Origin of the sequence: Citrobacter sp. Cf125 (assembly GCF_030333935.1) — a bacterium.
Taxonomy (GTDB): Bacteria; Pseudomonadota; Gammaproteobacteria; order Enterobacterales; family Enterobacteriaceae; genus Citrobacter; species Citrobacter freundii.
Genome location: NZ_JAOWEY010000025.1, coordinates 1,105,037 through 1,131,820, shown reverse-complemented (window position 1 = coordinate 1,131,820; position 26,784 = coordinate 1,105,037). Strand labels below are relative to the sequence as shown.

At 51.8% G+C, this 26,784-nt stretch carries 23 protein-coding genes and 1 other RNA gene; 21 read left to right on the top strand and 3 right to left on the bottom strand.

What is annotated here, in order from left to right; genetic code table 11:
* Window positions 1-5: 5 nt before the first annotated feature.
* From rprA to OGV89_RS22110, 8 genes are all read left to right on the top strand, one after another.
* An RNA gene (rprA, locus tag OGV89_RS22145) (antisense sRNA RprA) lies at window positions 6-113 on the top strand.
* A gap of 157 nt (window positions 114-270) precedes the next feature.
* On the top strand, window positions 271-627 hold the full coding sequence (locus OGV89_RS22140) for a YdiL family protein (RefSeq protein WP_003836596.1): 357 nt from the start codon (window positions 271-273) through the stop codon (window positions 625-627).
* Between the two features lie 48 nt (window positions 628-675).
* Window positions 676-1,896 carry an MFS transporter gene (locus OGV89_RS22135; protein ID WP_286559317.1) on the top strand — a complete coding sequence of 407 codons (1,221 nt, stop codon included), beginning with the start codon at window positions 676-678 and terminating at the stop codon, window positions 1,894-1,896.
* Window positions 1,897-2,137: 241 nt separating this feature from the next.
* Window positions 2,138-3,373 carry an MFS transporter gene (locus OGV89_RS22130; protein WP_003836601.1) on the top strand — a complete coding sequence of 412 codons (1,236 nt, stop codon included), beginning with the start codon at window positions 2,138-2,140 and terminating at the stop codon, window positions 3,371-3,373.
* A gap of 21 nt (window positions 3,374-3,394) precedes the next feature.
* Complete coding sequence (gene ydiB, locus OGV89_RS22125; RefSeq protein WP_003836604.1) at window positions 3,395-4,261, top strand: quinate/shikimate dehydrogenase; 867 nt, start codon at window positions 3,395-3,397, stop codon at window positions 4,259-4,261.
* A gap of 36 nt (window positions 4,262-4,297) precedes the next feature.
* Entirely contained in the window at window positions 4,298-5,056 is a 759-nt protein-coding gene (gene aroD / locus OGV89_RS22120; protein ID WP_286559315.1) for a type I 3-dehydroquinate dehydratase, read from the top strand.
* 155 nt (window positions 5,057-5,211) lie between these two features.
* Entirely contained in the window at window positions 5,212-6,807 is a 1,596-nt protein-coding gene (locus OGV89_RS22115; RefSeq protein ID WP_003843475.1) for an acyl CoA:acetate/3-ketoacid CoA transferase, read from the top strand.
* Between the two features lie 13 nt (window positions 6,808-6,820).
* Window positions 6,821-7,972: an acyl-CoA dehydrogenase gene (locus OGV89_RS22110; protein ID WP_003836610.1), complete on the top strand. Its 1,152-nt coding sequence runs from the start codon at window positions 6,821-6,823 to the stop codon at window positions 7,970-7,972.
* Between the two features lie 54 nt (window positions 7,973-8,026).
* On the opposite strand, the gene OGV89_RS22105 is transcribed toward OGV89_RS22110, so the two are convergent.
* Window positions 8,027-8,917 (bottom strand): AraC family transcriptional regulator, encoded by an 891-nt coding sequence (locus OGV89_RS22105; RefSeq protein WP_003836612.1) that lies wholly within the window; start codon window positions 8,915-8,917, stop codon window positions 8,027-8,029.
* A gap of 474 nt (window positions 8,918-9,391) precedes the next feature.
* Here OGV89_RS22105 and OGV89_RS22100 point away from each other — a divergent pair, with 474 nt between their 5' ends.
* The 5 genes from OGV89_RS22100 (at window position 9,392) to fadK (ending at window position 14,470) form a co-directional block, all read left to right on the top strand.
* The gene (locus OGV89_RS22100) at window positions 9,392-10,156 is read left to right on the top strand and encodes an electron transfer flavoprotein (RefSeq protein ID WP_032935920.1); all 765 of its coding nucleotides are present in this window, start codon (window positions 9,392-9,394) and stop codon (window positions 10,154-10,156) included.
* Between the two features lie 21 nt (window positions 10,157-10,177).
* Entirely contained in the window at window positions 10,178-11,113 is a 936-nt protein-coding gene (locus tag OGV89_RS22095; RefSeq protein ID WP_003836617.1) for an electron transfer flavoprotein subunit alpha, read from the top strand.
* A gap of 57 nt (window positions 11,114-11,170) precedes the next feature.
* Entirely contained in the window at window positions 11,171-12,460 is a 1,290-nt protein-coding gene (locus OGV89_RS22090) for an FAD-dependent oxidoreductase (RefSeq protein ID WP_003836619.1), read from the top strand.
* Entirely contained in the window at window positions 12,457-12,750 is a 294-nt protein-coding gene (locus OGV89_RS22085) for a ferredoxin family protein (RefSeq protein ID WP_003836621.1), read from the top strand. The genes OGV89_RS22090 and OGV89_RS22085 overlap by 4 nt, the downstream gene beginning before the upstream one ends.
* A gap of 82 nt (window positions 12,751-12,832) precedes the next feature.
* The gene (gene fadK / locus OGV89_RS22080; RefSeq protein ID WP_060855292.1) at window positions 12,833-14,470 is read left to right on the top strand and encodes a medium-chain fatty-acid--CoA ligase; all 1,638 of its coding nucleotides are present in this window, start codon (window positions 12,833-12,835) and stop codon (window positions 14,468-14,470) included.
* 67 nt (window positions 14,471-14,537) lie between these two features.
* Here fadK and ppsA read toward each other — a convergent pair whose 3' ends face one another.
* Window positions 14,538-16,916, bottom strand: coding sequence for a phosphoenolpyruvate synthase (gene ppsA, locus OGV89_RS22075; protein WP_003030548.1), 2,379 nt, complete (start codon window positions 16,914-16,916; stop codon window positions 14,538-14,540).
* A 327-nt stretch (window positions 16,917-17,243) separates the two neighbouring features.
* Here ppsA and ppsR point away from each other — a divergent pair, with 327 nt between their 5' ends.
* From ppsR to OGV89_RS22035, 8 genes are all read left to right on the top strand, one after another.
* Window positions 17,244-18,077, top strand: a complete 834-nt coding sequence (ppsR, locus tag OGV89_RS22070; RefSeq protein WP_003030553.1) for a posphoenolpyruvate synthetase regulatory kinase/phosphorylase PpsR — start codon at window positions 17,244-17,246, stop codon at window positions 18,075-18,077.
* A 126-nt stretch (window positions 18,078-18,203) separates the two neighbouring features.
* Entirely contained in the window at window positions 18,204-19,250 is a 1,047-nt protein-coding gene (gene aroH / locus OGV89_RS22065; RefSeq protein WP_003030555.1) for a 3-deoxy-7-phosphoheptulonate synthase AroH, read from the top strand.
* A 169-nt stretch (window positions 19,251-19,419) separates the two neighbouring features.
* Window positions 19,420-19,608: a hemin uptake protein HemP gene (gene hemP, locus OGV89_RS22060; protein ID WP_003030556.1), complete on the top strand. Its 189-nt coding sequence runs from the start codon at window positions 19,420-19,422 to the stop codon at window positions 19,606-19,608.
* 74 nt (window positions 19,609-19,682) lie between these two features.
* The gene (locus tag OGV89_RS22055; RefSeq protein WP_048216524.1) at window positions 19,683-21,665 is read left to right on the top strand and encodes a TonB-dependent hemoglobin/transferrin/lactoferrin family receptor; all 1,983 of its coding nucleotides are present in this window, start codon (window positions 19,683-19,685) and stop codon (window positions 21,663-21,665) included.
* A 47-nt stretch (window positions 21,666-21,712) separates the two neighbouring features.
* On the top strand, window positions 21,713-22,744 hold the full coding sequence (gene chuS / locus OGV89_RS22050; protein WP_044699984.1) for a hematinate-forming heme oxygenase ChuS: 1,032 nt from the start codon (window positions 21,713-21,715) through the stop codon (window positions 22,742-22,744).
* On the top strand, window positions 22,741-23,562 hold the full coding sequence (locus OGV89_RS22045; RefSeq protein WP_003843463.1) for a heme/hemin ABC transporter substrate-binding protein: 822 nt from the start codon (window positions 22,741-22,743) through the stop codon (window positions 23,560-23,562). Before chuS ends, OGV89_RS22045 begins: the two co-directional genes overlap by 4 nt.
* Window positions 23,562-24,554 carry a FecCD family ABC transporter permease gene (locus OGV89_RS22040; RefSeq protein ID WP_286559312.1) on the top strand — a complete coding sequence of 331 codons (993 nt, stop codon included), beginning with the start codon at window positions 23,562-23,564 and terminating at the stop codon, window positions 24,552-24,554. The genes OGV89_RS22045 and OGV89_RS22040 overlap by 1 nt, the downstream gene beginning before the upstream one ends.
* Entirely contained in the window at window positions 24,547-25,326 is a 780-nt protein-coding gene (locus tag OGV89_RS22035) for a heme ABC transporter ATP-binding protein (RefSeq protein WP_046670579.1), read from the top strand. The genes OGV89_RS22040 and OGV89_RS22035 overlap by 8 nt, the downstream gene beginning before the upstream one ends.
* Here the strand turns inward: OGV89_RS22035 and selO are convergent.
* Complete coding sequence (gene selO / locus OGV89_RS22030; protein ID WP_286559310.1) at window positions 25,323-26,765, bottom strand: protein adenylyltransferase SelO; 1,443 nt, start codon at window positions 26,763-26,765, stop codon at window positions 25,323-25,325. The two genes, OGV89_RS22035 and selO, sit on opposite strands and share 4 nt — an antisense overlap.
* Window positions 26,766-26,784: the final 19 nt, after the last annotated feature.

Genomic DNA, 26,784 nt, shown 5'->3' with positions numbered 1-26,784 from the left:
AGCCCATGGCTTTAGATCAACACATTGATTTATAAGCATGGAAATCCCCTGAGTGAAACAACGAATTGCTGTGTGTAGTCTTTGCCCATCTCCCACGATGGGCTTTTTTTTGTCCTTCGCACGCCACTCCACCAACCTTAACGCACCAACACATTATCTTCCCCGTCAAGGACCAAATAATATTGCACAAAATACTGTGACTCTCTTCAAGCCGAAATATCCACAGCAATGTTATTACTATTCCACCGTCTTTTATGAAGCGACCAAATAATGAACGCATTAGAGCTACAGGCGATCCGCCATATTTTTGCTATGACGGTGGAAGAAAGCGCCAGGTATATCGCGCGCGATGACAATGTTGTCGCCTGGCAACAATGGGAAAAGGGTGAAAGAGAAATTCCAGACGACATTGTCCGCATTTGTTCAGAAATGAAAGCCAAGAGGAAGTTAAGAATTAATGCAATTATCGACAAAATAAATAACCGCATTGGGAATAACACCATGCGTTTTTTCCCCGATCTGAACGCTTTTCAGGCGGTTTATCACCACGATGGTTTTCTCGACTGGAAAATCTATCAGTCGGCAGCTGTTGAACTCTATGCTCACGATCTCGAGCGTATGTGTTAAGAGATCGCAACGCCATATCTATTTAGCCTCTTCGCTGAGTAACACATTATGAAAAACACCTATTTCTCCACTGCGATAGGGCTGTACCTAAATTACCTGGTGCACGGCATGGGGGTCATTCTGATGAGCCTCAATATGTCTTCACTGGAACAACAGTGGCAAACCAATACCGCGGGCGTCTCGATTGTTATTTCCTCACTCGGTATCGGCCGCTTAAGCGTTTTATTAGTAGCAGGGATGCTTTCCGATCGCTATGGTCGCAGACCATTTATTATCCTTGGTATGACCTGCTACCTGATTTTCTTTATTGGCATCATAAATACTCACAGTATTTTTCTTGCCTATGCTTTTGGTTTTTTAGCGGGAATGGCAAACAGTTTTCTCGATGCCGGAACCTATCCCAGCCTGATGGAGGCATTCCCCCGCTCACCCAGCACGGCCAATATTTTGATAAAAGCCTTCGTCTCCAGCGGTCAGTTCCTGCTGCCAATGATTATCAGTCTGCTGGTATGGGCCGAACTTTGGTTTGGCTGGTCCTTCCTGCTGGCGGCAACCGTTATGATACTCAACGGTGTGTTTTTATTTCGCTGTCGATTTCCGCCACATCCCGGGCCTCATACCGTCATCCGGGCTCAACCGGCTGAACGGGAAACCGGACAACCTGAACATCGTTGCTCCCTGCTCGACCTTGCCAGTTACACCCTGTACGGCTACATCGCAATGGCGACATTTTATCTGGTAAGCCAGTGGCTGGCGCAATACGGACAGTTTGTCGCCGGAATGCCCTATACGTTATCTATCAAACTGTTAAGCATTTATACCTGCGGCTCTCTACTGTGCGTGCTGATCACCGCCCCGCTGGCGCGAAAAGCAGAACGCGCGACATCGATGCTGATGCTGTATACGTTTATCTCATTTGTCGCACTGCTGATGGTTTGTCTGCATCCGACACCTATCGTTGTCATTATCTTTGCGTTTGTCATCGGTTTTTCTTCCGCAGGGGGCGTTGTGCAAATCGGTTTAACGCTGATGGCCGCACGCTTTCCGCATGCGAAGGGCAAAGCGACCGGTATTTACTACAGCGCGGGCAGCATTGCGACCTTCACCATTCCATTGATAACAGCAAAACTCTCTGAAACCAGTATTGCTCACATCATGTGGTTTGATACTGGCATAGCCGCTGTTGGATTCCTGTTGGCGTTGTTTATTGGTTATCGCAGCCACATCACGTCAAAACATCAGCTAAAGATGATACAAGCCGTAAAATAAGCGTGGATGCAATATTGTTCCCCTCTTCTGCAAAATAATTGACTTCAGTTTTAAAACATCAGCAAAACACTGGCTGGCAGAGTTCGATTTCACAGTGTGTTATGCAATATACCTGGTAACTTAAACGCCATGCTATGTAGGTTCTGTGGCTGCCGCCCAGTATATTAATTACAAGGTCGCCGCAATTTAAACAATATCGACGAGCACAGAACAATTTTAAAATCCGCAAGGAGTTGTGAAAATGTCTCAAAGCAAGACCTTTAATACGCCATTTCTTTTGGCGATAATCTGTATTTATTTAAGTTATTTCCTACACGGCATTAGCGTCATTACACTGGCGCAAAACATGACCTCTCTTGCAGAAAAGTTTTCCACCGACAATGCAGGAATTGCCTATTTGATTTCAGGCATTGGTCTGGGGCGACTGGTGAGCATCTTATTCTTTGGCGTGCTCTCAGATAAATTTGGTCGTCGGGCTATCATTCTGTTAGGCGCTATTCTTTATATACTGTTCTTCTTCGGTATTCCCGCCAGCCCTAATCTGATGATTGCCTTTATTCTGGCCGTTTGCGTTGGCGTGGCAAACTCGGCACTGGATACCGGCGGGTACCCGGCGTTAATGGAATGCTTCCCTAAAGCCTCTGGCTCAGCCGTTATCCTGGTGAAAGCTATGGTCTCGTTTGGGCAGATGATCTACCCCATCGTCGTCAGCACCATGCTGCTCAACCATATCTGGTACGGTTATGCGGTCATTATCCCGGGTGCGTTGTTTGTCGTCATTACCTTGATGCTGCTAAGAAGTCGCTTCCCTGGCCAGATGGTGGATGCTGGCATCGCGAAAGATCTGCCACAGATGAACAGTAAACCGTTGGTCTGGCTGGAAGGTGTGGCATCCGTCATGTTTGGTGTTGCTGCCTTTTCGACTTTTTACGTCATCGTGGTCTGGATGCCAAAATATGCGATGGCCTTTGCCGGCATGGCAGAATCTGACGCACTGAAGACAATCTCTTACTACAGTATGGGATCATTGGTCTGCGTATTTATTTTTGCCGCTCTGTTAAAAAAATGGGTTCGACCTATTTGGGCAAATGTGTTTAACGCCGGGCTGGCAACCATCACCGCAGCCGTCATCTACTTATATCCCTCTCCGCTGGTGTGTAACGTCGGTTCATTTCTCATTGGATTCTCTGCCGCTGGCGGTATTTTACAGCTCGGTGTCTCGGTGATGTCTGAATTCTTTCCCAAGAGCAAAGCCAAAGTCACCAGTATTTATATGATGATGGGTGGCGTAGCCAACTTTATTATCCCATTAATCACCGGATACCTCTCTAACATTGGTCTGCAGTACATCATTTTGCTGGACTTTGCATTTGCTCTGCTGGCCTTCATCACCGCCATCATCGTCTTTATTCGTTACTACCGCGTATTTGATATCCCCAAAAATGATGTGCGGTTGGGCGAACGTTATTTTCAATAAATTGTTTAGAAGGAGTATCAAATGGACGTAACTGCTAAATATGAACTAATTGGATTGATGGCCTACCCTATCAGACACAGTCTGTCGCCTGAAATGCAAAATAAGGCATTAGAAAAAGCGGGATTGCCATTCACTTATATGGCATTTGAAGTCGATAACTCAACGTTTGCTAATGCAATTGCCGGGCTGAAGGCCTTAAAGATGCGTGGTACAGGGGTCTCAATGCCCAACAAGCAGCTAGCATGTGAATATGTTGATGAATTAACACCTGCCGCCAAACTGGTCGGTGCAATTAATACTATCGTCAATGATGATGGTTACCTGCGTGGTTACAATACCGATGGCACGGGTCATATTCGTGCAATTAAGGAAAGTGGTTTCGATATCAAAGGTAAAACCATGGTACTGTTGGGCGCAGGCGGTGCGTCGACAGCCATTGGTGCACAGGCAGCGATTGAAGGCATCAAAGAAATTAAACTCTTTAACCGCCAGGATGAGTTTTTTGCCAAAGCGCAGGAGTTTGCCAAACGCGTCAATGAAAACACCGACTGCGTGGTCACTGTTATCGATCTCGCAGATCGCCAGGCTTTTGCTGACGCACTTGCCAGCGCGGATATTTTAACCAACGGAACAAAAGTCGGCATGAAGCCGCTGGAAAATGAATCTCTCGTGACCGACGCTTCCCTGCTACGTCCGGAACTGCTGGTAACCGAATGCGTCTACAACCCGCATATGACCAAATTATTGCAGCAGGCACAAAGTGCTGGTTGCAAAACAATTGATGGTTACGGCATGTTGTTATGGCAAGGGGCTGAACAGTTCAAGCTCTGGACCGGGAAAGATTTCCCGCTGGAGTATGTGAAACAGGTTATGGGTTTTGCCGCCTGACGGGCAAGCATTTGTAGAATAGTTAAAGGGTAATCAATGAAAACCGTAACCGTAAGAAATCTCGTTATTGGCGATGGTGCGCCGAAGATCATTGTGTCGCTGATGGGTATAGACATCGCAACGGTAAAAAGCGAAGCGCTGGCCTATCGCGAAGCGGATTTCGACATTCTGGAATGGCGCGTTGACCATTTCGGCGATGTCTCTTCCACAGATGCCGTGCTGGAAGCGGCTCGCGCCATCCGCGATGTGATAGCGGACAAACCGCTACTTTTCACCTTCCGCAGCGCCAAAGAAGGCGGTGAACAGGCACTGTCTGTCGAAAACTATATTGCACTTAACCGCGCGGCGGTAGACAGCGGTCTGGTGGATATGATCGATCTGGAACTGTTTACCGGAGACGAACTGGTCAAAGCGACCGTCGAGCATGCGCACGCGAAAAATGTCTTTGTGATTATGTCCAATCACGATTTTCATAAGACACCAGCCACAGAAGAGATTGTCCAGCGCCTGCGTAAAATGCAGGAACTAGGCGCAGACATCCCCAAAATTGCCTTGATGCCGCAAAATAAAGCGGATGTTCTGACGCTGCTTAGCGCCACGCTGGAAATGCAAGAACGCTATGCCGATCGCCCGATAATCACCATGTCGATGGCTAAAACAGGGGTGATTTCACGTCTGTCTGGTGAAGTTTTCGGTTCAGCGGCAACCTTTGGGGCAGTAAAAAAAGCCTCCGCCCCAGGACAAATTTCGGTCACCGACCTGCGTACTGTATTGACAATATTGCATCAGGCTTAATTACAGATATATCCATATTAATATCAGTAATGCCCTACCCCAGATATTCGTCTAACCACGGATATCTGGCCGATGATTAAACATTATTAAATAACTCACAATATTATTGTCGAATATAGCGACAGGTAGTCGCACGCATATAATCTGGAGTTCACATGAAATTTTCAAGACCAAATCGTATAGATGGTCGGGTACCCGTATTATCCGCAGCAGATGCAGTTAATTATATTCCTGATGAAGCAACTCTTTGTGTATTAGGTGCAGGTGGCGGTATTCTCGAAGCAACAACATTAATTAACGCGCTGGCTGAAAAATATAAAAATTCTCAGTCACCACGGAATCTAGCGTTGATTAGCCCTACGGGTCTGGGTGACCGTGCCGACCGGGGAATTAGCCCGCTGGCACAGGAAGGCTTAGTCAAATGGGCATTATGCGGACACTGGGGACAATCACCACGAATCTCCGACCTGGCGGAACAAAATAAAATTGCCGCCTATAACTATCCTCAGGGCGTATTAACCCAAACCCTGCGTGCATCGGCAGCCCACCAGCCTGGGATCCTCAGTGATATCGGCATCGGTACATTTGTTGACCCTCGCCAACAGGGCGGTAAGTTGAATGAAGTGACCACCGAAGATCTGATCAAATTGGTGGAAATTGATAACAAAGAGTACCTGTATTACAAAGCCATTGCGCCAAACATCGCCTTTATTCGCGCCACCACCTGTGACAGCGAAGGCTATGCCACCTTTGAAGATGAAGTTATGTATCTTGATGCGCTGGTGATTGCCCAGGCCGTACACAATAACGGCGGCATCGTTATGATGCAGGTGCAAAAAATGGTGAAGAAAGCCACTTTGCATCCGAAGTCGGTACGTATTCCCGGCTATCTGGTCGATATTGTGGTCATCGACCCCGACCAAACGCAACTGTACGGTGGTGCGCCGGTTAACCGCTTTATCTCTGGCGATTTTGTGCTCGATGACAGCCAACAAACTGCCCTGCCGCTCAATCAGCGTAAACTGGTGGCCCGACGCGCCCTGTTTGAAATGCGCAAAGGTGCGGTCGGCAACGTTGGCGTAGGTATTGCCGATGGCATTGGTCTCGTCGCGCGCGAAGAAGGCTGTGCTGACGATTTTATTCTGACAGTCGAAACGGGTCCGATTGGCGGCATCACCTCTCAAGGCATTGCTTTCGGTGCCAACGTCAACACTCGCGCCATTCTGGATATGACGTCCCAGTTTGACTTCTATCACGGTGGCGGGCTGGATGTGTGCTATTTAAGTTTTGCCGAAGTGGATCGCCACGGCAACGTCGGCGTACACAAATTCAATGGCAAAATCATGGGTACCGGCGGTTTTATCGATATTAGCGCCACTTCCAAAAAAATTATTTTCTGCGGCACGTTAACTGCCGGAAGTCTGAAAACGGAAGTTGCGGACGGTAAGTTAAATATCGTGCAGGAAGGTCGGGTGAAAAAATTCGTTAATGAATTACCTGAAGTGACTTTCAGCGGAAAAATTGCCCTCGAACGTGGACTTGATGTGCGTTACATCACTGAACGCGCTGTATTTACGTTAAAAGCAGATGGTCTTCATTTAATCGAAATAGCACCGGGAGTCTCTTTACAGGAAGACATCCTGGACAAAATGGATTTCACACCGATTATTTCCCCAGACCTGAAATTGATGGACGAAAGATTATTTATCGATGCCTCGATGGGCTTTGTATTACCCGACGCAGCCAATTAAAAGGAGTACCCTGATGGACTTTTCATTAACTGAAGAACAAGAACTGTTGCTTGCCAGCATTCGTGAGCTGATTACCAGCAATTTCCCGGAGGAGTATTTCCGTACCTGCGATCAGACGGCGACTTATCCGAAGGAATTTATGCGAGCCCTTGCGGACAACGGCATTTCGATGCTGGGCGTTCCGGAAGAGTTTGGCGGCATCCCGGCTGATTACGTCACCCAGATGCTGGCGCTGATGGAAGTGTCAAAATGTGGCGCGCCCGCTTTTTTGATCACTAACGGTCAGTGCATCCACAGCATGCGACGTTTTGGCTCCGCCGAGCAGCTGCGTAAAACAGCAGAAAGCACCATGGAAACGGGCGATCCGGCGTATGCGCTGGCATTAACCGAGCCGGGAGCAGGCTCCGATAATAATAGTGCCACCACCAGCTACACCCGCAAAAATGGCAAGGTGTATCTCAACGGGCAAAAAACGTTTATCACTGGCGCTAAAGAGTATCCGTACATGCTGGTACTGGCTCGCGACCCGGAGCCGAAAGATCCGAAGAAAGCCTTTACGTTGTGGTGGGTGGATTCTAAGAAACCGGGCATTAAGGTTAACCCGCTGCATAAAATCGGCTGGCACATGTTAAGCACCTGCGAAGTCTATCTTGATGACGTTGAAGTGGACGAAAGCGATATGGTCGGCGAAGAAGGCATGGGCTTCCTCAACGTAATGTACAACTTCGAAATGGAACGCCTGATCAACGCCGCGCGCAGCACGGGTTTTGCCGAATGCGCCTTCGAAGATGCCGCCCGCTACGCTAACCAGCGCATCGCATTTGGTAAGCCGATCGGTCATAACCAGATGATCCAGGAAAAACTGGCGCTGATGGCAATCAAAATTGAAAACATGCGCAATATGGTGCTGAAGGTCGCCTGGCAGGCCGATCAGGAACAGTCGCTGCGAACCAGTGCGGCACTGGCAAAACTGTATTGTGCACGTACGGCAATGGAAGTGATTGACGACGCAATTCAGATCATGGGCGGACTGGGTTACACCGATGAAGCACGCGTATCCCGATTCTGGCGCGATGTCCGCTGTGAGCGCATTGGCGGTGGTACCGATGAAATCATGATTTACGTCGCGGGTCGCCAAATCCTAAAGGATTATCAGAATAAGTAAGCGGTATAACTGACCGGATAGCGCAGATACGCTATCCGGGACGGTGCGGGAGAATCAAACTTCAGGCATCAAGCATTCCTGCTCAGCAAGGTTATTTTTAAACTGCTTACGATAATCGCTGGGAGTACACCCCACATGCCGCTGAAAAAGTTTGGCAAAATGATCGACGTTTTCATACCCTACCCGCCACGAAATTTCCGCCAACGAGGCCTCCGTATTGGTCAGGGAAAATTTCGCTTCTGTCATTCGCCGTTGAATAACATAATTGATGGGTGATATACGATACTCGCGGGTAAATTCATGGCAGATATAGCTCACGCTGGCGCGGAATTTTTTAGATAACTGTTCGAGAGTAATTTTTTCGCGGAAGTTGTTATTTAAATAGACCAATACATCTTTAATTAAGACATCTTTTTTAATATATCCCTGTTCAGAGCGGTAAGCATTTTTAAAGTTTTCGTAATATAACACGGTTAATGCATACGCGAATGCGTCATAAGCGGAAGACGTCAGGTTGTTCTTGCTCTGCGGGAGCATCACCCCCAGCTCATTAAAAATACTCTTAATAACCTCTTTACCCTGGCTGACGCTAATGACCGGACACGAGTGCATCTGCAATAGCTGATTGTCCTGCCAACTGTTAAACCGGAAACCGTAGAGTGCGCAGGTGTAAGTGGTAGCAGGTGCGCTGCTATCAGATGCAACCGCATGCAATCGCCCTTGCTCAATCACCACAATGTCCCCGGCATGCGCGACATACAGCGAAGAGTCGATGATTAATCTTGCAACCCCCTTTTTAACATAGATAAGCTCCGTTTCATTATCATGAACATGATGTCCGGACTCCCAGTTAGGATCATCGCTAATGACGAATCGGGAAAATCTCGGCGTTTTCCCCTGCTCAAAAAGGGTCTCAATGGCATTATCAAAGCAGCGTTGATACATGACAACCTCCACCTAAAGGCAGTAATTTTGTGAATACTGAATATCGAAAAGTGAAAACGATAATAACGTTATACAACGTTATTCCTTGCTGGCGAAACAAAATTATTTGCGTCGACTGCAAGATGATACCTCCTGCCTCATTGCGTTGTTTTCCACGTTTATTTCCGTTTTATAAAAAACGAAAAGAATAAATGTTATTAATTCAACATTAACAATTTACATATCAGAAACAAATTAAGCGTAAAAACGTTAAAAAACATGATTCATTTCGCAATTATCCTTCCCTGGTTTGTTTGCTCTTTTTTCTCTTCAGTACACAAGGCCGAGCTCTCGTTTATAAAACAAGCATTCCCGCAGCACTTTTTTTTGCAAGATTGTTGGGAATGAAAACAGATTGCCCCGTCGAAAACTGTCCCCTCTCTGCCGCAAACTATTTTCAGTTAATTTTCCCTACTGTGGATGACTGGAGATGCCATGAAAATAATAACCTGCTTTAAGTTGGTGCCTGAAGAACAGGACATTGTTGTTACCCCACAGCATTCGCTTAACTTTGACCGGGCCGATGCCAAAATCAGCCAGTTTGATCTGAATGCGATTGAGGCCGCGGCGCAACTGAGTGCGGAGGGTGATGAAATCGTCGCTTTAACCGTGGGCGGATCGCTACTGCAAAATTCCAAAGTGCGTAAAGACGTGCTGTCACGTGGACCGGACAGTTTGTTCATGGTGCAGGATCCGCAATTGGAGCATTCATTGCCCCGCGACACCGCTCAGGCGCTGGCCTGCGCGGCCAAAAATATGAATTTCGACCTGATGCTGTTCGGAGAAGGATCGGGGGATATCTATGCCCAACAGGTTGGCTTACTGGTTGGCGAACTGTTGCAACTCCCGGTGATTAACGCCGTCAGCAACATCCAACGTAACGGCGACCGCATTGTGGTTGAGCGCGTGCTGGAAGACGAGGTTGAAGTGATTGACCTGCCGCTCCCCGCCGTACTCTGCGTAACCTCGGATATCAACACGCCGCGTATTCCCTCAATGAAAGCCATTCTCGGCGCGGGTAAAAAGCCCGTCACACCATGGCAAGCCAGCGATATTGGCTGGACGCCTGCGTCACCGTTAGCGGAACTGGTAAGCCTCACTGTACCGCCACAAACAGAACGTAAGCACATCATTCTGGAAAATGACTCGGCTGAAGCCATTGCCGAACTGGCTGAACACCTTAAAAAAGCCCTGAACTAAGCTCAACGGAGAGAAATTGTCATGAGTAAATTAGCTAACGTATGGGTGTTCAGCGATAACGTAGAACGCTACGCAGAATTAATGACCGGCGCACGTCAGTGGGGTGAGCATGTCCATCTTATTGTACAAGGCAGCGAACAGGCTAATCAGGTTAAACCTCTGGGTGCAGATGAAATAATCGTGCTCGAAGCCCCCTCCGGTTTACAGCGTGTAGAAAATTACGCCGAAACCATCGCGGCGCTGATGCAAGAACACGCCGGAATGCTGTTGATGTCAGCCACAAAGCGCGCGAAATCACTTGGGGCACGGTTAAGCATCCAACTCAATGCCGCGATGGTGAACGACGCAATATCGGTGACTCTTGAGGATGGCACAGTGTTCGCAGAGCACCGAATGTATGGTGGGCTGGCATTCGGCAAAGAAAAAATCAAAAGCGCGCTGGCAATTATCACTCTTGCCCCTGGCCTGCTTGAACCTGTAGCGGAAAACGCCTCGCACAACTGCCCTGTTGTCCCAGCAGCTTACATCGCACCGCTTCATGAAATTATGTGCCAGGAACGTCGCGCTAAATCCGTGAGCAGCGTGGACCTCAGTAAAGCCAAACGTGTGGTTGGCGTGGGTCGCGGCCTGGTTGCGCAACACGATCTGGAGATGGTGCATCAGTTGGCATCGGTACTGGGGGCAGAAGTGGGCTGCTCGCGCCCGATCGCCGAAGGCGAAAACTGGATGGAGCGCGAACGCTACATTGGCGTTTCTGGTGTGTTACTGAAGTCAGACCTTTATCTGACGTTGGGCATTTCAGGACAAATTCAGCATATGGTCGGTGGTAACGGCGCGAAAGTCATTGTTGCTATCAACAAAGACAAGAAAGCCCCTATTTTCAATTATGCCGATTACGGCCTGGTAGGCGACATCTACAAAGTTGTTCCGGCCCTTATCGAACATCTCAGCCGCTAATCCCCCCATTTAACGCACATCTCCCGCTGCCCTTGCAGCGGGAAAGGAGCATAAAGCATGTCAGATGAAAAATTTGATGCCATTGTGGTCGGTGCTGGCGTGGCGGGTACGGTTGCAGGCTACGTTATGGCTCTGTCCGGACTGGACGTGCTGGTCATTGAGCGCGGAAACAGTGCAGGCAGTAAAAATATGACCGGCGGAAGACTCTACGCGCATAGCCTTGAGCGCATCATGCCAGGGTTCGCGCAGGAGGCGCCGCTCGAGCGTAAAGTCACCCGCGAAAAAATCTCCTTTCTGACCGAAGAAAGCGCCGTCACTCTCGATTTCCATCGTGAAAAAGCTGACGCACCAACGCAGGATTCGTATACCGTTTTGCGCAACAGACTTGACCCATGGCTAATGGAAAAAGCGGAACAAGCTGGCGTGCAGTTCATCCCCGGTGTGCGCGTCGATGCTCTGATCCGCGAAGGTAATAAGGTCACCGGAGTCCAGGCCGGTGACGATATCCTGGAAGCCAATATTGTCATCCTGGCCGATGGCGTCAACTCTATGTTGGGGCGGTCCCTGGGGATGGTTCCTCCCTCTTCTGCACATCACTATGCCGTTGGCGTAAAAGAGCTGATCGGCTTACCTCCAGCAGTCATTGCAGATCGCTTCAACCTTTCAGGTAATGAGGGCGCGGCCTGGCTGTTTGCAGGCTCACCGTCTGATGGATTGATGGGAGGAGGTTTTTTGTATACCAACCAGGACTCCATCTCTCTGGGGCTGGTGTGTGGTCTGGGGGATATTGCCCATGCCACAAAAAGTATTCCACAAATGCTGGAAGACTTTAAGCAACATCCAACTATTCGACCATTGATTGCCGGTGGTGAATTACTGGAATATTCCGCGCATATGGTGCCGGAAGGCGGTCTGGCAATGGTTCCAAAGCTGGTCGATGACGGTGTGATGATCGTCGGTGATGCCGCCGGTTTCTGTTTGAACCTGGGTTTCACGGTGCGAGGTATGGATTTGGCCATCGCTTCCGCAGAAGCCGCTGCCCAAACAGCCATTGCAGCAAAAGAACGACAGGATTTCTCTGCCAGCAGCCTGATGGACTACAAACGCGCGCTTGAACAAGGCTGTGTGATGCGTGATTTACAACATTTTCGCAAGATCCCGGCGTTGATGGAAAACCCACGTTTGTTCACCCAGTATCCGCGTATGGTGGCCGACATCATGAGCGATATGTTCACCGTTGACGGACGTCCAAATCAACCGGTTCGCAAGATGATTATGTCCCATGCCAAACAAATCGGACTGATGAACTTACTGAAAGACGGTATCAAGGGGGCAACTGCACTATGAGTCAGGACAATACTGTTAACGTTGACGTCAAACTGGGCGTCAATAAATTCAATGTCGATGAAGGCCACCCGCACATCATCCTGGCCGAACATCCAGACCTTAATGAATTTCGCAAGCTGCTGAAAGCCTGCCCCGCCGGGCTCTATAAGCAGGACGAGAGTGGAAACATTCATTTTGATTCTGCTGGTTGCCTGGAGTGCGGAACGTGTCGAGTACTGTGCGGCGACACGATCCTCGACCAATGGGAATATCCGGTCGGAACATTTGGCATTGATTTTCGCTACGGCTAACGGATTTTACCTGTAGTACACCGGTTCGGCCACGCCGGCCATCCGGTCAGAAGTATGCCGAAATCATCCAGGGAATAACTTCATGAGTATCACACTAACGTTTAACGCCGAACGTCGCGAAGTCTGGCGGCAACAGGGTTTATGGGGAGATGCTTCGCTTGGCGATTACTGGAACCAAACTGCCAGAGCCATGCCAGATAAAATCGCGGTGGTTGATAACCATGGCGCTTCATACACCTATGCTGCACTCGATAGCGCGGCCAGCAGTCTGGCAACCTGGTTTTTAGCCTGCGGTATTCAACCTGGCGATCGCATTGCCTTCCAGCTACCGGGCTGGTGCGAGTTTACGATTATCTACCTGGCCTGCCTGAAAACCGGGGCCGTTTCCGTACCGCTGCTGCCAGCGTGGCGTGAAGCAGAGATGGTATGGGTGTTGAATAAGTGCAAGGCGAAGATTTTTTTCGCACCGACGCTGTTTAAACAGACCCGACCGGTCGATCTGATCCTGCCCTTACAAAACCAGTTGCCACATCTGCAACAGATCGTTGCCGTGGATAAACTGGCTCCGGCAACGACCTCGCTAGCGCTCAGCCAACTGCTTTTAGCTCCGCCATTAACCCAAACGATTAATGTTCACGCCGATGAACTGGCGGCGGTGTTGTTTACCTCCGGTACCGAGGGAATGCCAAAAGGCGTAATGCTGACCCACAACAACATCCTTGCCAGCGAGCGCGCCTACTGTGCCCGTCTTAATCTCACCTGGCAGGATGTGTTTTTAATGCCAGCACCACTGGGACACGCTACCGGTTTTCTGCATGGCGTTACCGCACCGTTTTTAATCGGCGCACGCAGCGTATTGTTAGATATTTTCACCCCAGCCGCCTGTCTTGAACTGCTGGAACAACAACGCTGTACCTGTGTGCTCGGCGCAACGCCCTTCGTCTACGACATGTTGTGTAGCATGGATAAACGGCCAAGCGATCTCTCATCGCTACGCTTTTTCTTATGTGGGGGCACAACCATTCCACAGAAGATTGCCCGTGACTGCCAGCAGCTCGGCATAAAATTATTAAGCATTTATGGCTCGACAGAGAGTTCCCCGCATGCGCTGGTCAATCTCGATGATTCGCTTTCTCGCATGATGGATACCGACGGATATGCTGCTGCAGGCGTCGAAATTAAAGTGGTCGATGAAGCACGCAATACGTTGCCTGCGGGTGTAGAAGGCGAAGAAGCCTCACGCGGTCCCAATGTGTTTATGGGCTATCTCGATGAACCCGAACTCACCGCCCGTGCGCTGGATCAAGACGGCTGGTATTACAGCGGCGACTTATGCCGAATGGACGATGCGGGGTACATCAAAATCACCGGACGGAAAAAAGATATCATTGTCCGCGGTGGAGAAAACATCAGCAGCCGCGAAGTTGAGGATATTTTATTGCAGCACCCCCGCATTCACGATGCCTGCGTTGTCGCGATGCCGGACGAACGCTTAGGTGAAAGGTCATGTGCTTATGTGGTGCTAAAACCGCCGCATCATTCGCTGTCACTGGAGTCAGTGGTAGCCTTTTTTAGTCGCAAGCGGGTGGCAAAGTACAAATACCCTGAGCACATTGTGATCGTGGAGAAATTACCACGCACAGCGTCCGGTAAAGTACAAAAATACCAACTGCGTCAGGATATTATTCAGCGTTTGAGCGTGGAGAGTGTTGCAGGATAAAGTGCCGGATGGCGACGCTAGCGTATCTTATCCGGCCTACGTTGAATAGGCCGGATAAGGCATGATGTTACTTGTTCAGTTCAGCCAGACTTAGCCAGGTCTGTACGACAGTGTCCGGGTTCAGCGACAGGCTGTCGATCCCCTCTTCCATCAGCCAGGCCGCAAAGTCTTCATGGTCAGATGGGCCCTGACCGCAAATACCCACGTATTTGCCCTGTTTCTTGGCTGCACGAATCGCCATCGACAGCAGCGCTTTCACCGCGTCGTTACGCTCATCAAACAGTTCAGAAACTACACCAGAGTCACGATCCAGACCCAGCGCCAACTGCGTCATGTCGTTTGAGCCGATGGAGAAGCCGTCGAAGTACTCGAGGAACTGCTCGGCCAGCAAGGCGTTAGACGGGATCTCACACATCATGATGATCTTCAGTCCGTTCTCACCGCGTTTCAGCCCCTGGCGTGCCAGCTCTTCCACCACCGCTTTCGCCTGGGCAACGGTACGTACAAACGGTACCATCACTTCAACGTTAGTCAGGCCCATGTCGTTACGGACACGTTTTACTGCGTCGCATTCCAGCGCGAAGCAGTCGCGGAAGCTATCGGCAACATAACGGCCCGCCCCACGGAAGCCCAGCATCGGGTTCTCTTCATGCGGTTCATAACGCTCACCGCCGACCAGGTTGGCATATTCGTTGGACTTAAAGTCAGACATACGCACGATGACGCGTTTAGGATAAAACGCCGCTCCCAGCGTCGCGATCCCTTCCGTCAGACGACCAACGTAGAATTCACGCGGAGAATCGAAACCTTTCATCATGGCGCGGATTTCATTTTGTAGCTCAGGCGTCTGGTCATCAAACTCCAGCAGTGCACGCGGGTGTACGCCAATCATACGGTTGATGATAAATTCCAGACGCGCCAGACCAACACCTTCGTTTGGCAGGCAGGCGAAGTCGAAAGCGCGGTCCGGGTTACCGACGTTCATCATCACCTTCAACGGCAGATCCGGCATGGTTTCCACGCTGGAACTCTTCACGCTAAAGTCGAGCATGTCAGCGTAAACATAACCGGTGTCGCCTTCGGCACAAGAGACAGTAACCTTCTCACCATCTTTCATGCGCTCGGTCGCATCGCCACAGCCCACCACGGCAGGGATCCCCAGCTCACGGGCAATGATTGCCGCGTGACAGGTACGACCGCCACGGTTGGTGACAATCGCCGCTGCTTTCTTCATGATCGGTTCCCAGTCCGGGTCGGTCATGTCGGTAACCAGTACGTCGCCTGGTTCGATACGGTTCATTTCGCTGATGTCCTGGATGACTTTGACCGGACCCGCGCCAATGCGGTGACCGATAGCACGACCTTCAGCAATAATTTTACCCTGCGCATGCAGCGTATAACGCTCCATCACCTGGCCACGAGAACGCACGGTTTCCGGGCGCGCCTGCACAATGAACAGCTTGCCGGTATGACCGTCTTTCGCCCATTCGATATCCATCGGACGACCGTAGTGCTTCTCGATCTGCACCGCCTGCTTGGCCAGTTCCTGCACTTCTTCGTTAGTCAGGGAGAAAATGTCGCGTTGTTCCTGCGGCACATCTTCGATCGTTACCTGCTTACCGTGTTCCTGAGTCGGCGCGTAGATCATGCGGATTTTTTTCGAACCCATGGTGCGACGAACGATAGCCGGACGATTAGCCGCCAGCGTCGGTTTATGCACGTAAAATTCATCCGGGTTAACGGCCCCCTGCACGACCATCTCGCCCAGGCCCCATGCAGAGGTAATAAACACTACCTGATCGAAACCGGATTCGGTATCGATGGAGAACATGACGCCGGAAGACGCGAGGTCAGAACGCACCATCCGCTGCACACCCGCAGAGAGCGCTACGCCACGATGGTCATAACCCTGGTGGACACGATAAGAGATCGCGCGGTCGTTAAACAGCGAGGCAAATACGTGTTTGATGGCAACCAGCACGGCATCAAATCCCTGGACGTTGAGGAAGGTTTCCTGCTGACCGGCAAATGACGCATCTGGCATATCTTCTGCGGTAGCGGAAGATCGCACAGCAAAAGAGGCATGGGCATCGTCCGCTGACAGCTGCGCGTAGGCATCGCGGACGGCATTTTCCAGCTCCGGCTGGAAAGGAGTGTCGATAATCCACTGGCGGATCTGCGCGCCGGCTTTTGCAAGCTCGGTGACATCGTCAATATCCGTTTTATCCAGCAGCTCATAAATGCGCTGGTTTACACCGCTCTGGTCCAGAAACTGGTTAAACGCGTCGGCGGTCGTTGCAAAACCATTCGGTACGGAAACACCCATACCTGAAAGGTTAGTAATCATTTCACCCAGGGAGGCATTTTTGCCCCCAACTCTGTCTACATCATTCATGCCGAGTTGGTTATACCAAAGCACCAGCGGTGACGAGCCATTGTTGGACATCGAACAATCCTTATATTTGAACGAGGTTAGGAAACTCAATTTTGCGTAATTATCTTTGCATATTTACTCCAGCGAAAAAAACGGTGAATCGTTCAAGCAACTTTATTTTTTATTTTTTCAGATTGTTTCCGCATTTGCGCAAACCCGCGAGCCACAGGGGATCTCCACAAAAACTACCGGTATAAACATTTGTTCCGAAAAATGAAATGTACTTTTCATTAATTATAAAAATACCGTTTCATTTTATAAAAAAGATGCAGCAATATTCGCTTCTGGCGAATTTTAATTTATGCTTTCAGAGAATTATGTCTGCCCAGGATGAGCAAAATGGATAATGCTGTTGATCGTCACGTATTTTATATTTCTGATGGTACGGCCATCACCGCCGAGGTCTTGGGTCACGCGGTGATGTCGCAATTTCCGGTCACGATCAGCAGCATTACGCTGCCGTTTGTGGAAAATGAGAGTCGTGCGCGCGCGGTTAAAGACCAGATTGACGCGATCTACCAACAAACTGGCGTGCGCCCTTTGGTGTTTTACTCCATCGTCCTGCCAGAAATTCGCTCAATCATTCTGCAAAGCGAGGGATTTTGTCAGGATATTGTGCAGGCATTGGTTGCCCCACTACAACACGAGATGAAGCTCGACCCTACACCTATCGCCCATCGCACGCACGGTCTGAATCCCGGTAACCTCAACAAGTACGACGCGCGCATTGCCGCCATTGACTACACCCTCGCCCACGACGACGGTATTTCGTTGCGCAACCTCGATCAGGCCCAGGTTATCCTGCTTGGTGTTTCTCGTTGCGGCAAAACCCCAACCAGTTTGTATCTGGCCATGCAGTTTGGTATCCGCGCCGCCAACTACCCCTTTATTGCCGATGATATGGATAATTTGGTGCTGCCCGCCTCCCTGAAGCCGTTGCAGCATAAGCTGTTCGGTCTGACTATCGACCCTGAGCGCCTGGCGGCCATCCGCGAAGAGCGCCGTGAGAACAGCCGTTACGCTTCGCTGCGCCAATGCCGAATGGAAGTTGCTGAGGTAGAAGCGCTGTACCGGAAAAACCAGATCCCCTGGCTGAACAGTACCAATTATTCGGTAGAAGAGATTGCTACCAAGATCCTCGATATCATGGGACTGAATCGCCGCATGTACTAGAATGCTAGTGCATTGGTTCGATTTTTTGTTATTATGCTCGCCACCAGGCAGGATGAGTGTGATATTGTGATGTACATCACTTCCCGGTAGTCCTGCCGTTGAAGCAACAAATTTCTGAGACAAGTAATGAACAGAACCGATGAACTCCGTACTGCGCGTATTGACAACCTGGTCACTCCAGCAGAGCTTGCGCAACGGCATCCTGTTTCATCCTCCGTCGCCCGTCATGTTACGGACTCCCGACGTCGGATAGAAAAAATTTTAAATGGTGAAGACCCCCGTTTACTGGTGATCGTAGGTCCCTGCTCGATTCACGATCTTGATGCCGCGATGGAATACGCGACACGATTACAGGCGCTGCGCACAAAGCACCAGGCGCGTCTGGAAATCGTGATGCGTACCTATTTTGAAAAGCCACGCACCGTCGTGGGCTGGAAAGGCCTAATTTCCGACCCGGATTTGAACGGCAGTTATCGTGTAAACCACGGTATTGAACTGGCGCGAAAACTGCTGTTGCAGGTCAACGAACTGGGCGTCCCCACGGCGACTGAATTCCTCGACATGGTGACCGGCCAGTTTATTGCCGATTTAATCAGTTGGGGAGCTATTGGCGCGCGCACCACCGAAAGTCAGATCCATCGTGAAATGGCCTCCGCGCTCTCCTGCCCGGTCGGTTTTAAGAACGGAACGGATGGCAACACGCGCATCGCCGTCGATGCGATTCGCGCCTCCCGCGCCAGTCACATGTTCCTCTCGCCGGATAAAACCGGTCAGATGACCATTTATCAGACCAGCGGTAACCCTTACGGGCATATCATCATGCGTGGCGGTAAAAAGCCGAATTATTATGCTGAAGATATTGCCGCCGCCTGCGATACCCTGCACGAATTTTCCCTGCCTGAGCATCTGGTGGTCGATTTTAGCCACGGCAATTGCCAGAAGCAGCATCGTCGTCAGTTGGACGTTTGTGACGACGTGTGCCAGCAAATTCGTAACGGTTCGACGGCAATTGCCGGGATCATGGCGGAGAGTTTCCTGCGTGAAGGTACGCAAAAAATCGTTAGCGGCCAGCCGTTGGTTTACGGTCAGTCCATTACCGACCCGTGCCTGAACTGGGAAGATACTGAACTGTTGGTTGAAAAACTCGCCTCTGCGGTTGATAGCCGTTTTTAATGCTGTTCGCCGGGCAATATCACTTTGCCCGGTGCTAATCCTTTGTTTTTCCCCGCTTGTTGTGCAAAAAACGTTCTCGTCACAATTATTTCACAAAAACGCTTGCCGCAAATTTGCAGTTTGATGATAATGATTATCATTGTTACATTGATTGTTATTTTTAAACACTATGTCACGTATGGATAACACAACGGCTACGCCTACAAAAGACACAACACCGCCTTCCGTCGCGCCAAACGAGCGACGAATTGACAGTAAAACCCTGCTGGGTAACGAAGGACGCGTGATCATAGAACATGATGGTCAGCACTACCTGCTGCGCCAGACGCAAGCCGGAAAACTCATTCTGACTAAATAAACAACACATTTCGCCAGCCACCCAGGTCATACCCAGGCAGCCAGCGCTTTTCGATTTCCTAATGGAGAGTTGCTATGCCTTACCTGCACACCGCTTCCCTGCGCCCATCGCTGTTGGCGCTGGCGATTGTCAGTAACCTGCCCACCGTAGCCTATGCGGCGGTCGAGGATATGACCGTCACCGCCACCGGCAATGCCCGTAGTGCCTTTGAAGCGCCGATGATGGTCAGCGTGATTGATGCCACCGCCCCGGAAAACCAGACCGCCAGTTCGGCAGCCGATCTGTTGCGGACGGTTCCGGGTCTAACCCTCGATGGAACGGGTCGTACCAACGGCCAGGACGTGAATCTGCGCGGCTACGATCGACGTGGCGTTCTGGTACTGGTTGACGGCGTTCGTCAGGGAACTGACACCGGACACCTGAACAGCACCTTCCTCGACCCGGCGCTTATCAAACGTATCGAAGTCGTGCGTGGCCCTTCCGCACTACTGTACGGTAGCGGCGCGCTGGGCGGCGTGATCGCCTATGACACTGCGGATGCCAAAGATCTGCTGGAAGCCGGACAAAACAGCGGTTACCGCGTGTTCGGTACTGCGGCAACTGGCGATCACAGCCTCGGTATGGGCGCCAGCGCATTTGGGCGCACCGATACGCTGGACGGACTGCTTGCATGGTCGAGTCGCGATCGCGGTGATTTGCGCCAGAGCGACGGTACTACAGCGCCAAACGATGAAGCGATCAACAATATGCTGGCGAAAGGTAGCTGGAAAATTGACAGCGCCCAGACATTGGCCGGCTCGCTGCGATACTACAACAATGACGCCCGGGAACCTAAAAACCCGCAGACCAGTGCAGCGGATGCCAGCAACCCGATGACCAACCGTTCAACGATCCAGCGTGATGCGCAACTGACCTACTCGCTTGCTCCTGCGGACAATGACTGGCTGAACGCGGATGCCCGTATCTACTGGTCCGAAGCGCGCATTAATGCTCAGAACGCAGATAACACTGGCGAATTTCGCAAGCAAACCACCAAAGGCGGGAAGATCGACAACCGCAGCCGCCTGTTTACCGACTCTTTTGCATCTCACCTGTTGACCTACGGCGGCGAATATTATCGTCAGGAACAACAACCGGGTGGTTCAACCACCGGTTTCCCGGAGGCAAAGATCGATTTCAGCTCCGGTTGGCTACAGGATGAAATCACCCTGCGTGACCTGCCGGTTACGCTGCTGGGCGGTACCCGTTATGACTCTTATCGCGGCAGCAGCGACGGCTATGAAGATGTTGATGCTGACAAATGGTCGTCCCGCGCCGGACTCACCGTTACGCCAGCCGACTGGCTGATGCTGTTCGGTTCATACGCTCAGGCCTTCCGTGCGCCAACCATGGGCGAGATGTATAACGATGCGAAACACTTCTCGATTGGTCGTTTCTACACTAACTACTGGGTGCCAAACCCTAACCTGCGCCCGGAAACCAACGAAACGCAGGAATACGGATTTGGCCTGCGCTTTGACGATCTGCTGATGGCGAGCGATGCGCTCGAATTTAAAGCCAGCTATTTCGATACCAAAGCAAAAGATTACATCTCCACCAGCGTTGACTTTGCCGCTGCGACAACCATGTCCTATAACGTTCCCAATGCCAAAATCTGGGGTTGGGACGTGATGGCGAAATATACCGCCGACCTGTTCAGCCTCGACATGGCCTATAACCGCACACGCGGCAAAGATACTGACACAGGTGAATACATTTCCAGCATTAATCCGGACACCGTCACCAGCAAACTGAATGTGCCGGTTGCGCACAGCGGTTTCTCCGTAGGCTGGATCGGGACATTTGCTGACCGTTCAACGCATATCAGCAGCACCTACGCTAAACAGCCTGGCTATGCGGTAAACGATTTTTACGTGAGCTATCAGGGCCAACAAGCACTGAAAGGCATGACCACCACGCTGGTACTGGGCAACGCCTTCGACAAAGAGTACTGGTCGCCGCAAGGCATTCCGCAGGATGGTCGTAATGGCAAAATTTTCGTGAGTTATCAGTGGTAATCACTTTTCCCCGGTTCGCCGGGGCCGCAATCTGGAAGGAAGAGACAATGAATCATTACACACGCTGGCTGGAACTGAAGAAAGAAAATCCCGGCAAATACGCACGCGACATTGCAGGGTTGATGAATATTAGTGAAGCCGAACTGACCTTTGCGCGCGTCGGCCATGACGCCTGGCGCTTACGTGGCGAAGTCCGCGAAATCCTCGGCGCACTGGAAGCGGTTGGCGAAACCAAATGCATTTGCCGCAACGAATATGCGGTGCATGAACAGGTTGGCGCTTTTACCAATCAGCACCTGAACGGCCATGCCGGGCTGGTTCTTAATCCGCGTGCACTCGACCTGCGTCTGTTCTTAAATCAGTGGGCAAGCGCTTTTCATATCAGTGAGACCACCGCCCACGGCGAGCGTCAGAGCATTCAATTCTTTGACCATCAGGGAGACGCACTGATGAAGGTCTATACCACACAAAATACCCTCGTTGAGGAATGGGCGGCGTTGCTGACCCGTTTCATCTTTGCAGAAAACCCGCCGCTGGTGCTGCAACCCGTCAACAATTCTGTGCCTGCCGCCGTCACTGTCGACGCACAGACCGTTGATCAAGAGTGGCGAGCGATGACCGATGTCCATCAGTTCTTCGGTCTGCTGAAACGCCACGATCTCACCCGCCAACAGGCGTTTAATCTGGTTGGCGACGATCTGGCCTGTAAGGTTTCTAATAGCGCACTGGCGCAATTACTCGACACCGCGCGTCAGGATGGCAACGAAATTATGGTTTTTGTGGGTAATCGCGGCTGTGTACAGATATTTACCGGCGTGATTGAAAAACTGGTACCGATGAAAGGCTGGCTGAACATCTTCAACCCAACCTTTACCCTGCATCTACTGGAAGAGAGCGTGGCAGAAACGTGGGTGACGCGTAAACCGACCGCCGATGGTCACGTCACCAGTCTGGAGCTGTTTGCTGCCGACGGCACGCAAATCGCCCAGCTGTATGGTCAACGTACGGAAGGCGAGCCGGAGCAGACACAATGGCGCGCACAGATTGACGCACTGACGCCGAAAGGACTGGCCGCATGAAAAAACTGCTGGCCCTGATCGCGCTGCTGCCCTTCGCGGCGCTGGCTGCGCCCGAGGAACGGGTTGTTGCGCTCGGTGGCGATGTCACCGAGATTGTCTACGCACTGGGAGCACAACCCTCCCTTGTGGCGAGAGACAGCACCAGCCAGTGGCCTGTTGCGGCAACCGCGTTACCTGATGTTGGTTATTTGCGCCAGCTCAACGCCGAAGGGATCCTGGCTACCCGCCCTACGCTGGTCCTTGCCAGCGCGCAGGCACAGCCCTCTTTAGCGCTAAAACAGCTTGAGCAGAGCAACGTCAGGGTTGTCACGATCCCAGCAAGCAACGATCTTAACGCGATTGATGAAAAAGTTCGGGTTATCGCTGAGGCTACTCATCGGGAGGCCGACGGCGAAACGCTGCGCGCAACGTTACGTCAGGAACTGGCGACGCTCCCGTCGTCTGAACTTAATAAACGTGTGCTGTTTATTCTCAATCATGGCGGGATGACCGCAATGGCGGCGGGCCAGCAAACCGGAGCCGATGCGGCGATTCGTGCCGCAGGTCTACGCAACGCCATGCAGGGCGTTAATCGCTATCAGCCGCTGTCACAAGAAGGCGTCATTGCCAGCCAACCCGATCTGGTGGTGATTTCGCAGGACGGCGTTAAGGCGATGGGTGGCGAAGATAACCTGTGGGCGCTACCGGGACTTGCGCAAACACCTGCCGGAAGGAATAAACAGGTATTGCAGGTTGACGATATGGCGCTGTTGGGCTTCAGCGTTCGCACGCCACAGGCTATTTTGCAGCTTCGTGCTAAAGCGGAGCAATTGCCCTGATGTCCCGGCGGATCACCTGTTCGTTGTGGATGTTGGCATTGATGCTGGTTGCAATGACGGTTCTGGCTACCGGTTTTGGCGCGTTGCGCCTGCCAGTAAGTCTGCTCTGGCGTGATGGCGATGAGGCACTGCGTCAAATCTGGCTCACGATTCGTCTTCCCCGCGTCCTGCTGGCACTGGTGATTGGCGGCTCTCTGGCGCTCTCTGGCTGCGTGATGCAGGGGCTGTTTCGCAATCCGCTTGCAGACCCTGGATTACTGGGAATAAGCAGCGGCGCCGCCTGCGCTGTGGCCCTGTGGGTGGTGCTGCCTGTCTCTTTGCCCGCGCTGATGATGTTGTATGCTCCAATGCTGGCCGCTTTTTTCGGCGCGCTAGCGGCAACAGTAGTGATTTTTATCCTCAGCCAACAGCGCGACGGTTCGCTCTCCCGCCTGCTGCTGGTCGGCATTGCCATCAACGCGCTCTGCGGGGCGGCGGTTGGCGTACTGTCGTGGGTCAGTAATGATGCGCAACTGCGCCAGCTGTCGCTATGGGGAATGGGAAGTCTGGGGGCCGCACAGTGGTCCACGCTGTTGGCTGTCACTTCACTGACAATCCCGACAGTGCTGATCATCTGGCGACTTGCTCCGGCGCTGAATCTTCTGCAGCTGGGTGAGGAAGAGGCGCATTATCTCGGCGTTGATGTACGTACAATCCACCGTATTTTGCTGCTTTGTAGCGCATTACTGGTTGCCTCAGCCGTGGCGGTAAGCGGGGTGATTGGCTTTATCGGGTTGGTAATCCCACATTTAATACGTATGTGGCTCGGCTCAGACCATCGGGCCGTTATTCCGGGTTCCGTGCTGGCGGGCGCGTTTTTATTGCTGATTGCCGACACCCTGGCTCGTACGGCGGTTGCGCCTGCGGAGATGCCGGTCGGTCTGTTGACCAGTCTTCTCGGCGCACCGTGGTTTTTATGGCTTATTTTTCGTCAGCGAGGAGCGCATGGCTGAACATTTCATCGCTGAAGGGCTTCACTATCACGTAGCTGGCAGAGCGGTGATTGACGACGTATCGCTCGCCCTTACAAGAGGTGAACTGGTTGCGCTCATCGGCCCAAACGGTGCGGGAAAATCCACCCTGCTACGCCTGCTGACCGGTTTTCTGCAGCCCGCTAGCGGGCGCTGCGTGCTGGCGGGCAAACCGCTGCATGAATGGTCTACCCAGACCCTGTCGCGGCATCGGGCAGTGATGCGCCAGCAAACACTGTTGGGATTCGACTGGCCGGTAGAGGCCGTCATCGCGATGGGCCGCGCGCCGTGGACCCAACAGCAGGAGCCCCGGCTTATCGCTCAGGTGATGGAAATGACCGGATGCACACCGTTGGCGGGTCGGCAATACGCCGCGCTTTCCGGCGGCGAGCAACAGCGAGTACAGTTAGCCCGTGCGCTGGCACAACTCTGGTGCGACGGTGCGCCTCGCGGTTGGTTATTCCTTGATGAACCGACCTCCGCGCTGGATCTTTACCACCAGCAGCATCTGTTGCGCATGCTAAAAACGCTTACCTCTTCGGGAGAGCTGCATGTGTGCATTGTGCTTCACGATCTGAACCTCGCCGCACTGTGGGCAGACAGAATAGTGCTGCTGCACAACGGCAGGCTGGTATCGCAGGGAACACCGGAAACTGTGTTACAGGCCGATGATCTGAAGCGCTGGTACGGTGCTCAGGTACACGTTGTCCAGCATCCGGCCAACGCCTCCCCGCAGGTATTTCTGGCTCCTTAGCTTGAACAACTCACTTCCAGCCGTTTGCCCCAGTCAGGTGGACGGCTGACATAGCCATCATCACGATCGGCAAACGGGGTACGCAACGCCAGGTGCAACCGATGCAGCTCGGCGTAATCCCCCTGCTCTGCCTGACTAATCGCCCGTTGCGCCAGCCAGTTACGTAATACCATCGCCGGGTTAGCCGCCTTCATCTGGGTTTGTCTGACAGCATCGGCAATATTGTCTTGCTGAAGGCGCGAGCGATACCGCGTGAACCAGTCGTCAAACGCTGCGCGGTCGATAAACTCATCGCGCAACGGAGATTGCGCACTGTGTTGTTCCGTTTGGCTGAGCATGCGAAACATTCGCGTATAGTCGCTTCTTTCCCGCGACATCAGACTAAACAGCTCGCTAAGCAGTTCGTTATCGTCTTTCTGCTCGCTAAAGAAGCCGAGCTTTTGCCGCATCCGCTGACCGTAGCGAGTTAACAGCGCCAACTGATAACTGTCCAGCGCATCATTGAGCGCCTCGACCGGGATAAACGGCGACAGGGTTTGCGCCAGACGTTGCAGGTTCCACAACGCGGCGGCCGGTTGATTATCGAAACTGTATCGCCCCTGGTTGTCAGAGTGATTGCAGATATAATCGGGCACGTAATCATCAAGAAAACCGAATGGACCGTAATCCATCGTCAGACCCAGAATCGACATGTTGTCCGTGTTCATAACACCATGCGCAAATCCTACCGCCTGCCAGTCAGCGATTAACGTCGCAGTACGCGTGACAACATCGTTAAACCACAGCTGATATTTATCGGCGTCTTCCTGCCATTGCGGCCAGTAATGGCGAATCGCAAAGTCAGCCAACTGGCGCACTTTTTCCGGCTCCCGGCGATAGTAAAAATGCTCAAAATGGCCAAACCGCATATGGCTTTGCGCCACGCGGATAAGCATCGCCCCCGCTTCGACCGTTTCGCGATACACCGGCGTGTCGCTGGTGACAATCGACAATGCCCGCGTGGTCGGTATTCCCAGGTAGTGCATCGCTTCACTGGCCAGGCTTTCGCGAATGGTCGAGCGCAGCACGGCGCGCCCATCACCCATGCGGGAATACGGCGTGAGTCCGGCGCCTTTCAGGTGCCAGTCAAACATTGAACCATCCGCGAGCTGTTGTTCGCCCAGCAGGATCCCACGTCCGTCGCCAAGCTGACCTGCCCAGACGCCGAACTGATGCCCACTATAAACCTGGGCTAAAGGCGACATCCCGGGAAGCAGCGATTCGCCTCCCCAAACGCCCGCACCAGTTGAAATATCAAATAGCGCCGCAGGAATAGCTAATTGCTCCGCCAGCGCATCGTTATGCCAGATAAGGCGCGCATTTTTCAAAGGGGTGGGTGAAAGCGCGGTATAAGTTGCTGGTAGTTCATCACGCCAGCGAGTGGTAAAAGACAGGGTCATAGGGCCTCCTGCCTCTAGT

Bases quoted from the DNA above. Each gene is read 5' to 3' on its own strand.
- OGV89_RS22140 (WP_003836596.1), top strand. From the start codon at position 271: ATGAACGCATTAGAGCTACAGGCGATCCGCCATATTTTTGCTATGACG.
- OGV89_RS22135 (WP_286559317.1), top strand. From the start codon at position 676: ATGAAAAACACCTATTTCTCCACTGCGATAGGGCTGTACCTAAATTAC.
- OGV89_RS22130 (WP_003836601.1), top strand. From the start codon at position 2,138: ATGTCTCAAAGCAAGACCTTTAATACGCCATTTCTTTTGGCGATAATC.
- ydiB (WP_003836604.1), top strand. From the start codon at position 3,395: ATGGACGTAACTGCTAAATATGAACTAATTGGATTGATGGCCTACCCT.
- aroD (WP_286559315.1), top strand. From the start codon at position 4,298: ATGAAAACCGTAACCGTAAGAAATCTCGTTATTGGCGATGGTGCGCCG.
- OGV89_RS22115 (WP_003843475.1), top strand. From the start codon at position 5,212: ATGAAATTTTCAAGACCAAATCGTATAGATGGTCGGGTACCCGTATTA.
- OGV89_RS22110 (WP_003836610.1), top strand. From the start codon at position 6,821: ATGGACTTTTCATTAACTGAAGAACAAGAACTGTTGCTTGCCAGCATT.
- OGV89_RS22105 (WP_003836612.1), bottom strand. From the start codon at position 8,917: ATGTATCAACGCTGCTTTGATAATGCCATTGAGACCCTTTTTGAGCAG.
- OGV89_RS22100 (WP_032935920.1), top strand. From the start codon at position 9,392: ATGAAAATAATAACCTGCTTTAAGTTGGTGCCTGAAGAACAGGACATT.
- OGV89_RS22095 (WP_003836617.1), top strand. From the start codon at position 10,178: ATGAGTAAATTAGCTAACGTATGGGTGTTCAGCGATAACGTAGAACGC.
- OGV89_RS22090 (WP_003836619.1), top strand. From the start codon at position 11,171: ATGTCAGATGAAAAATTTGATGCCATTGTGGTCGGTGCTGGCGTGGCG.
- OGV89_RS22085 (WP_003836621.1), top strand. From the start codon at position 12,457: ATGAGTCAGGACAATACTGTTAACGTTGACGTCAAACTGGGCGTCAAT.
- fadK (WP_060855292.1), top strand. From the start codon at position 12,833: ATGAGTATCACACTAACGTTTAACGCCGAACGTCGCGAAGTCTGGCGG.
- ppsA (WP_003030548.1), bottom strand. From the start codon at position 16,916: ATGTCCAACAATGGCTCGTCACCGCTGGTGCTTTGGTATAACCAACTC.
- ppsR (WP_003030553.1), top strand. From the start codon at position 17,244: ATGGATAATGCTGTTGATCGTCACGTATTTTATATTTCTGATGGTACG.
- aroH (WP_003030555.1), top strand. From the start codon at position 18,204: ATGAACAGAACCGATGAACTCCGTACTGCGCGTATTGACAACCTGGTC.
- hemP (WP_003030556.1), top strand. From the start codon at position 19,420: ATGTCACGTATGGATAACACAACGGCTACGCCTACAAAAGACACAACA.
- OGV89_RS22055 (WP_048216524.1), top strand. From the start codon at position 19,683: ATGCCTTACCTGCACACCGCTTCCCTGCGCCCATCGCTGTTGGCGCTG.
- chuS (WP_044699984.1), top strand. From the start codon at position 21,713: ATGAATCATTACACACGCTGGCTGGAACTGAAGAAAGAAAATCCCGGC.
- OGV89_RS22045 (WP_003843463.1), top strand. From the start codon at position 22,741: ATGAAAAAACTGCTGGCCCTGATCGCGCTGCTGCCCTTCGCGGCGCTG.
- OGV89_RS22040 (WP_286559312.1), top strand. From the start codon at position 23,562: ATGTCCCGGCGGATCACCTGTTCGTTGTGGATGTTGGCATTGATGCTG.
- OGV89_RS22035 (WP_046670579.1), top strand. From the start codon at position 24,547: ATGGCTGAACATTTCATCGCTGAAGGGCTTCACTATCACGTAGCTGGC.
- selO (WP_286559310.1), bottom strand. From the start codon at position 26,765: ATGACCCTGTCTTTTACCACTCGCTGGCGTGATGAACTACCAGCAACT.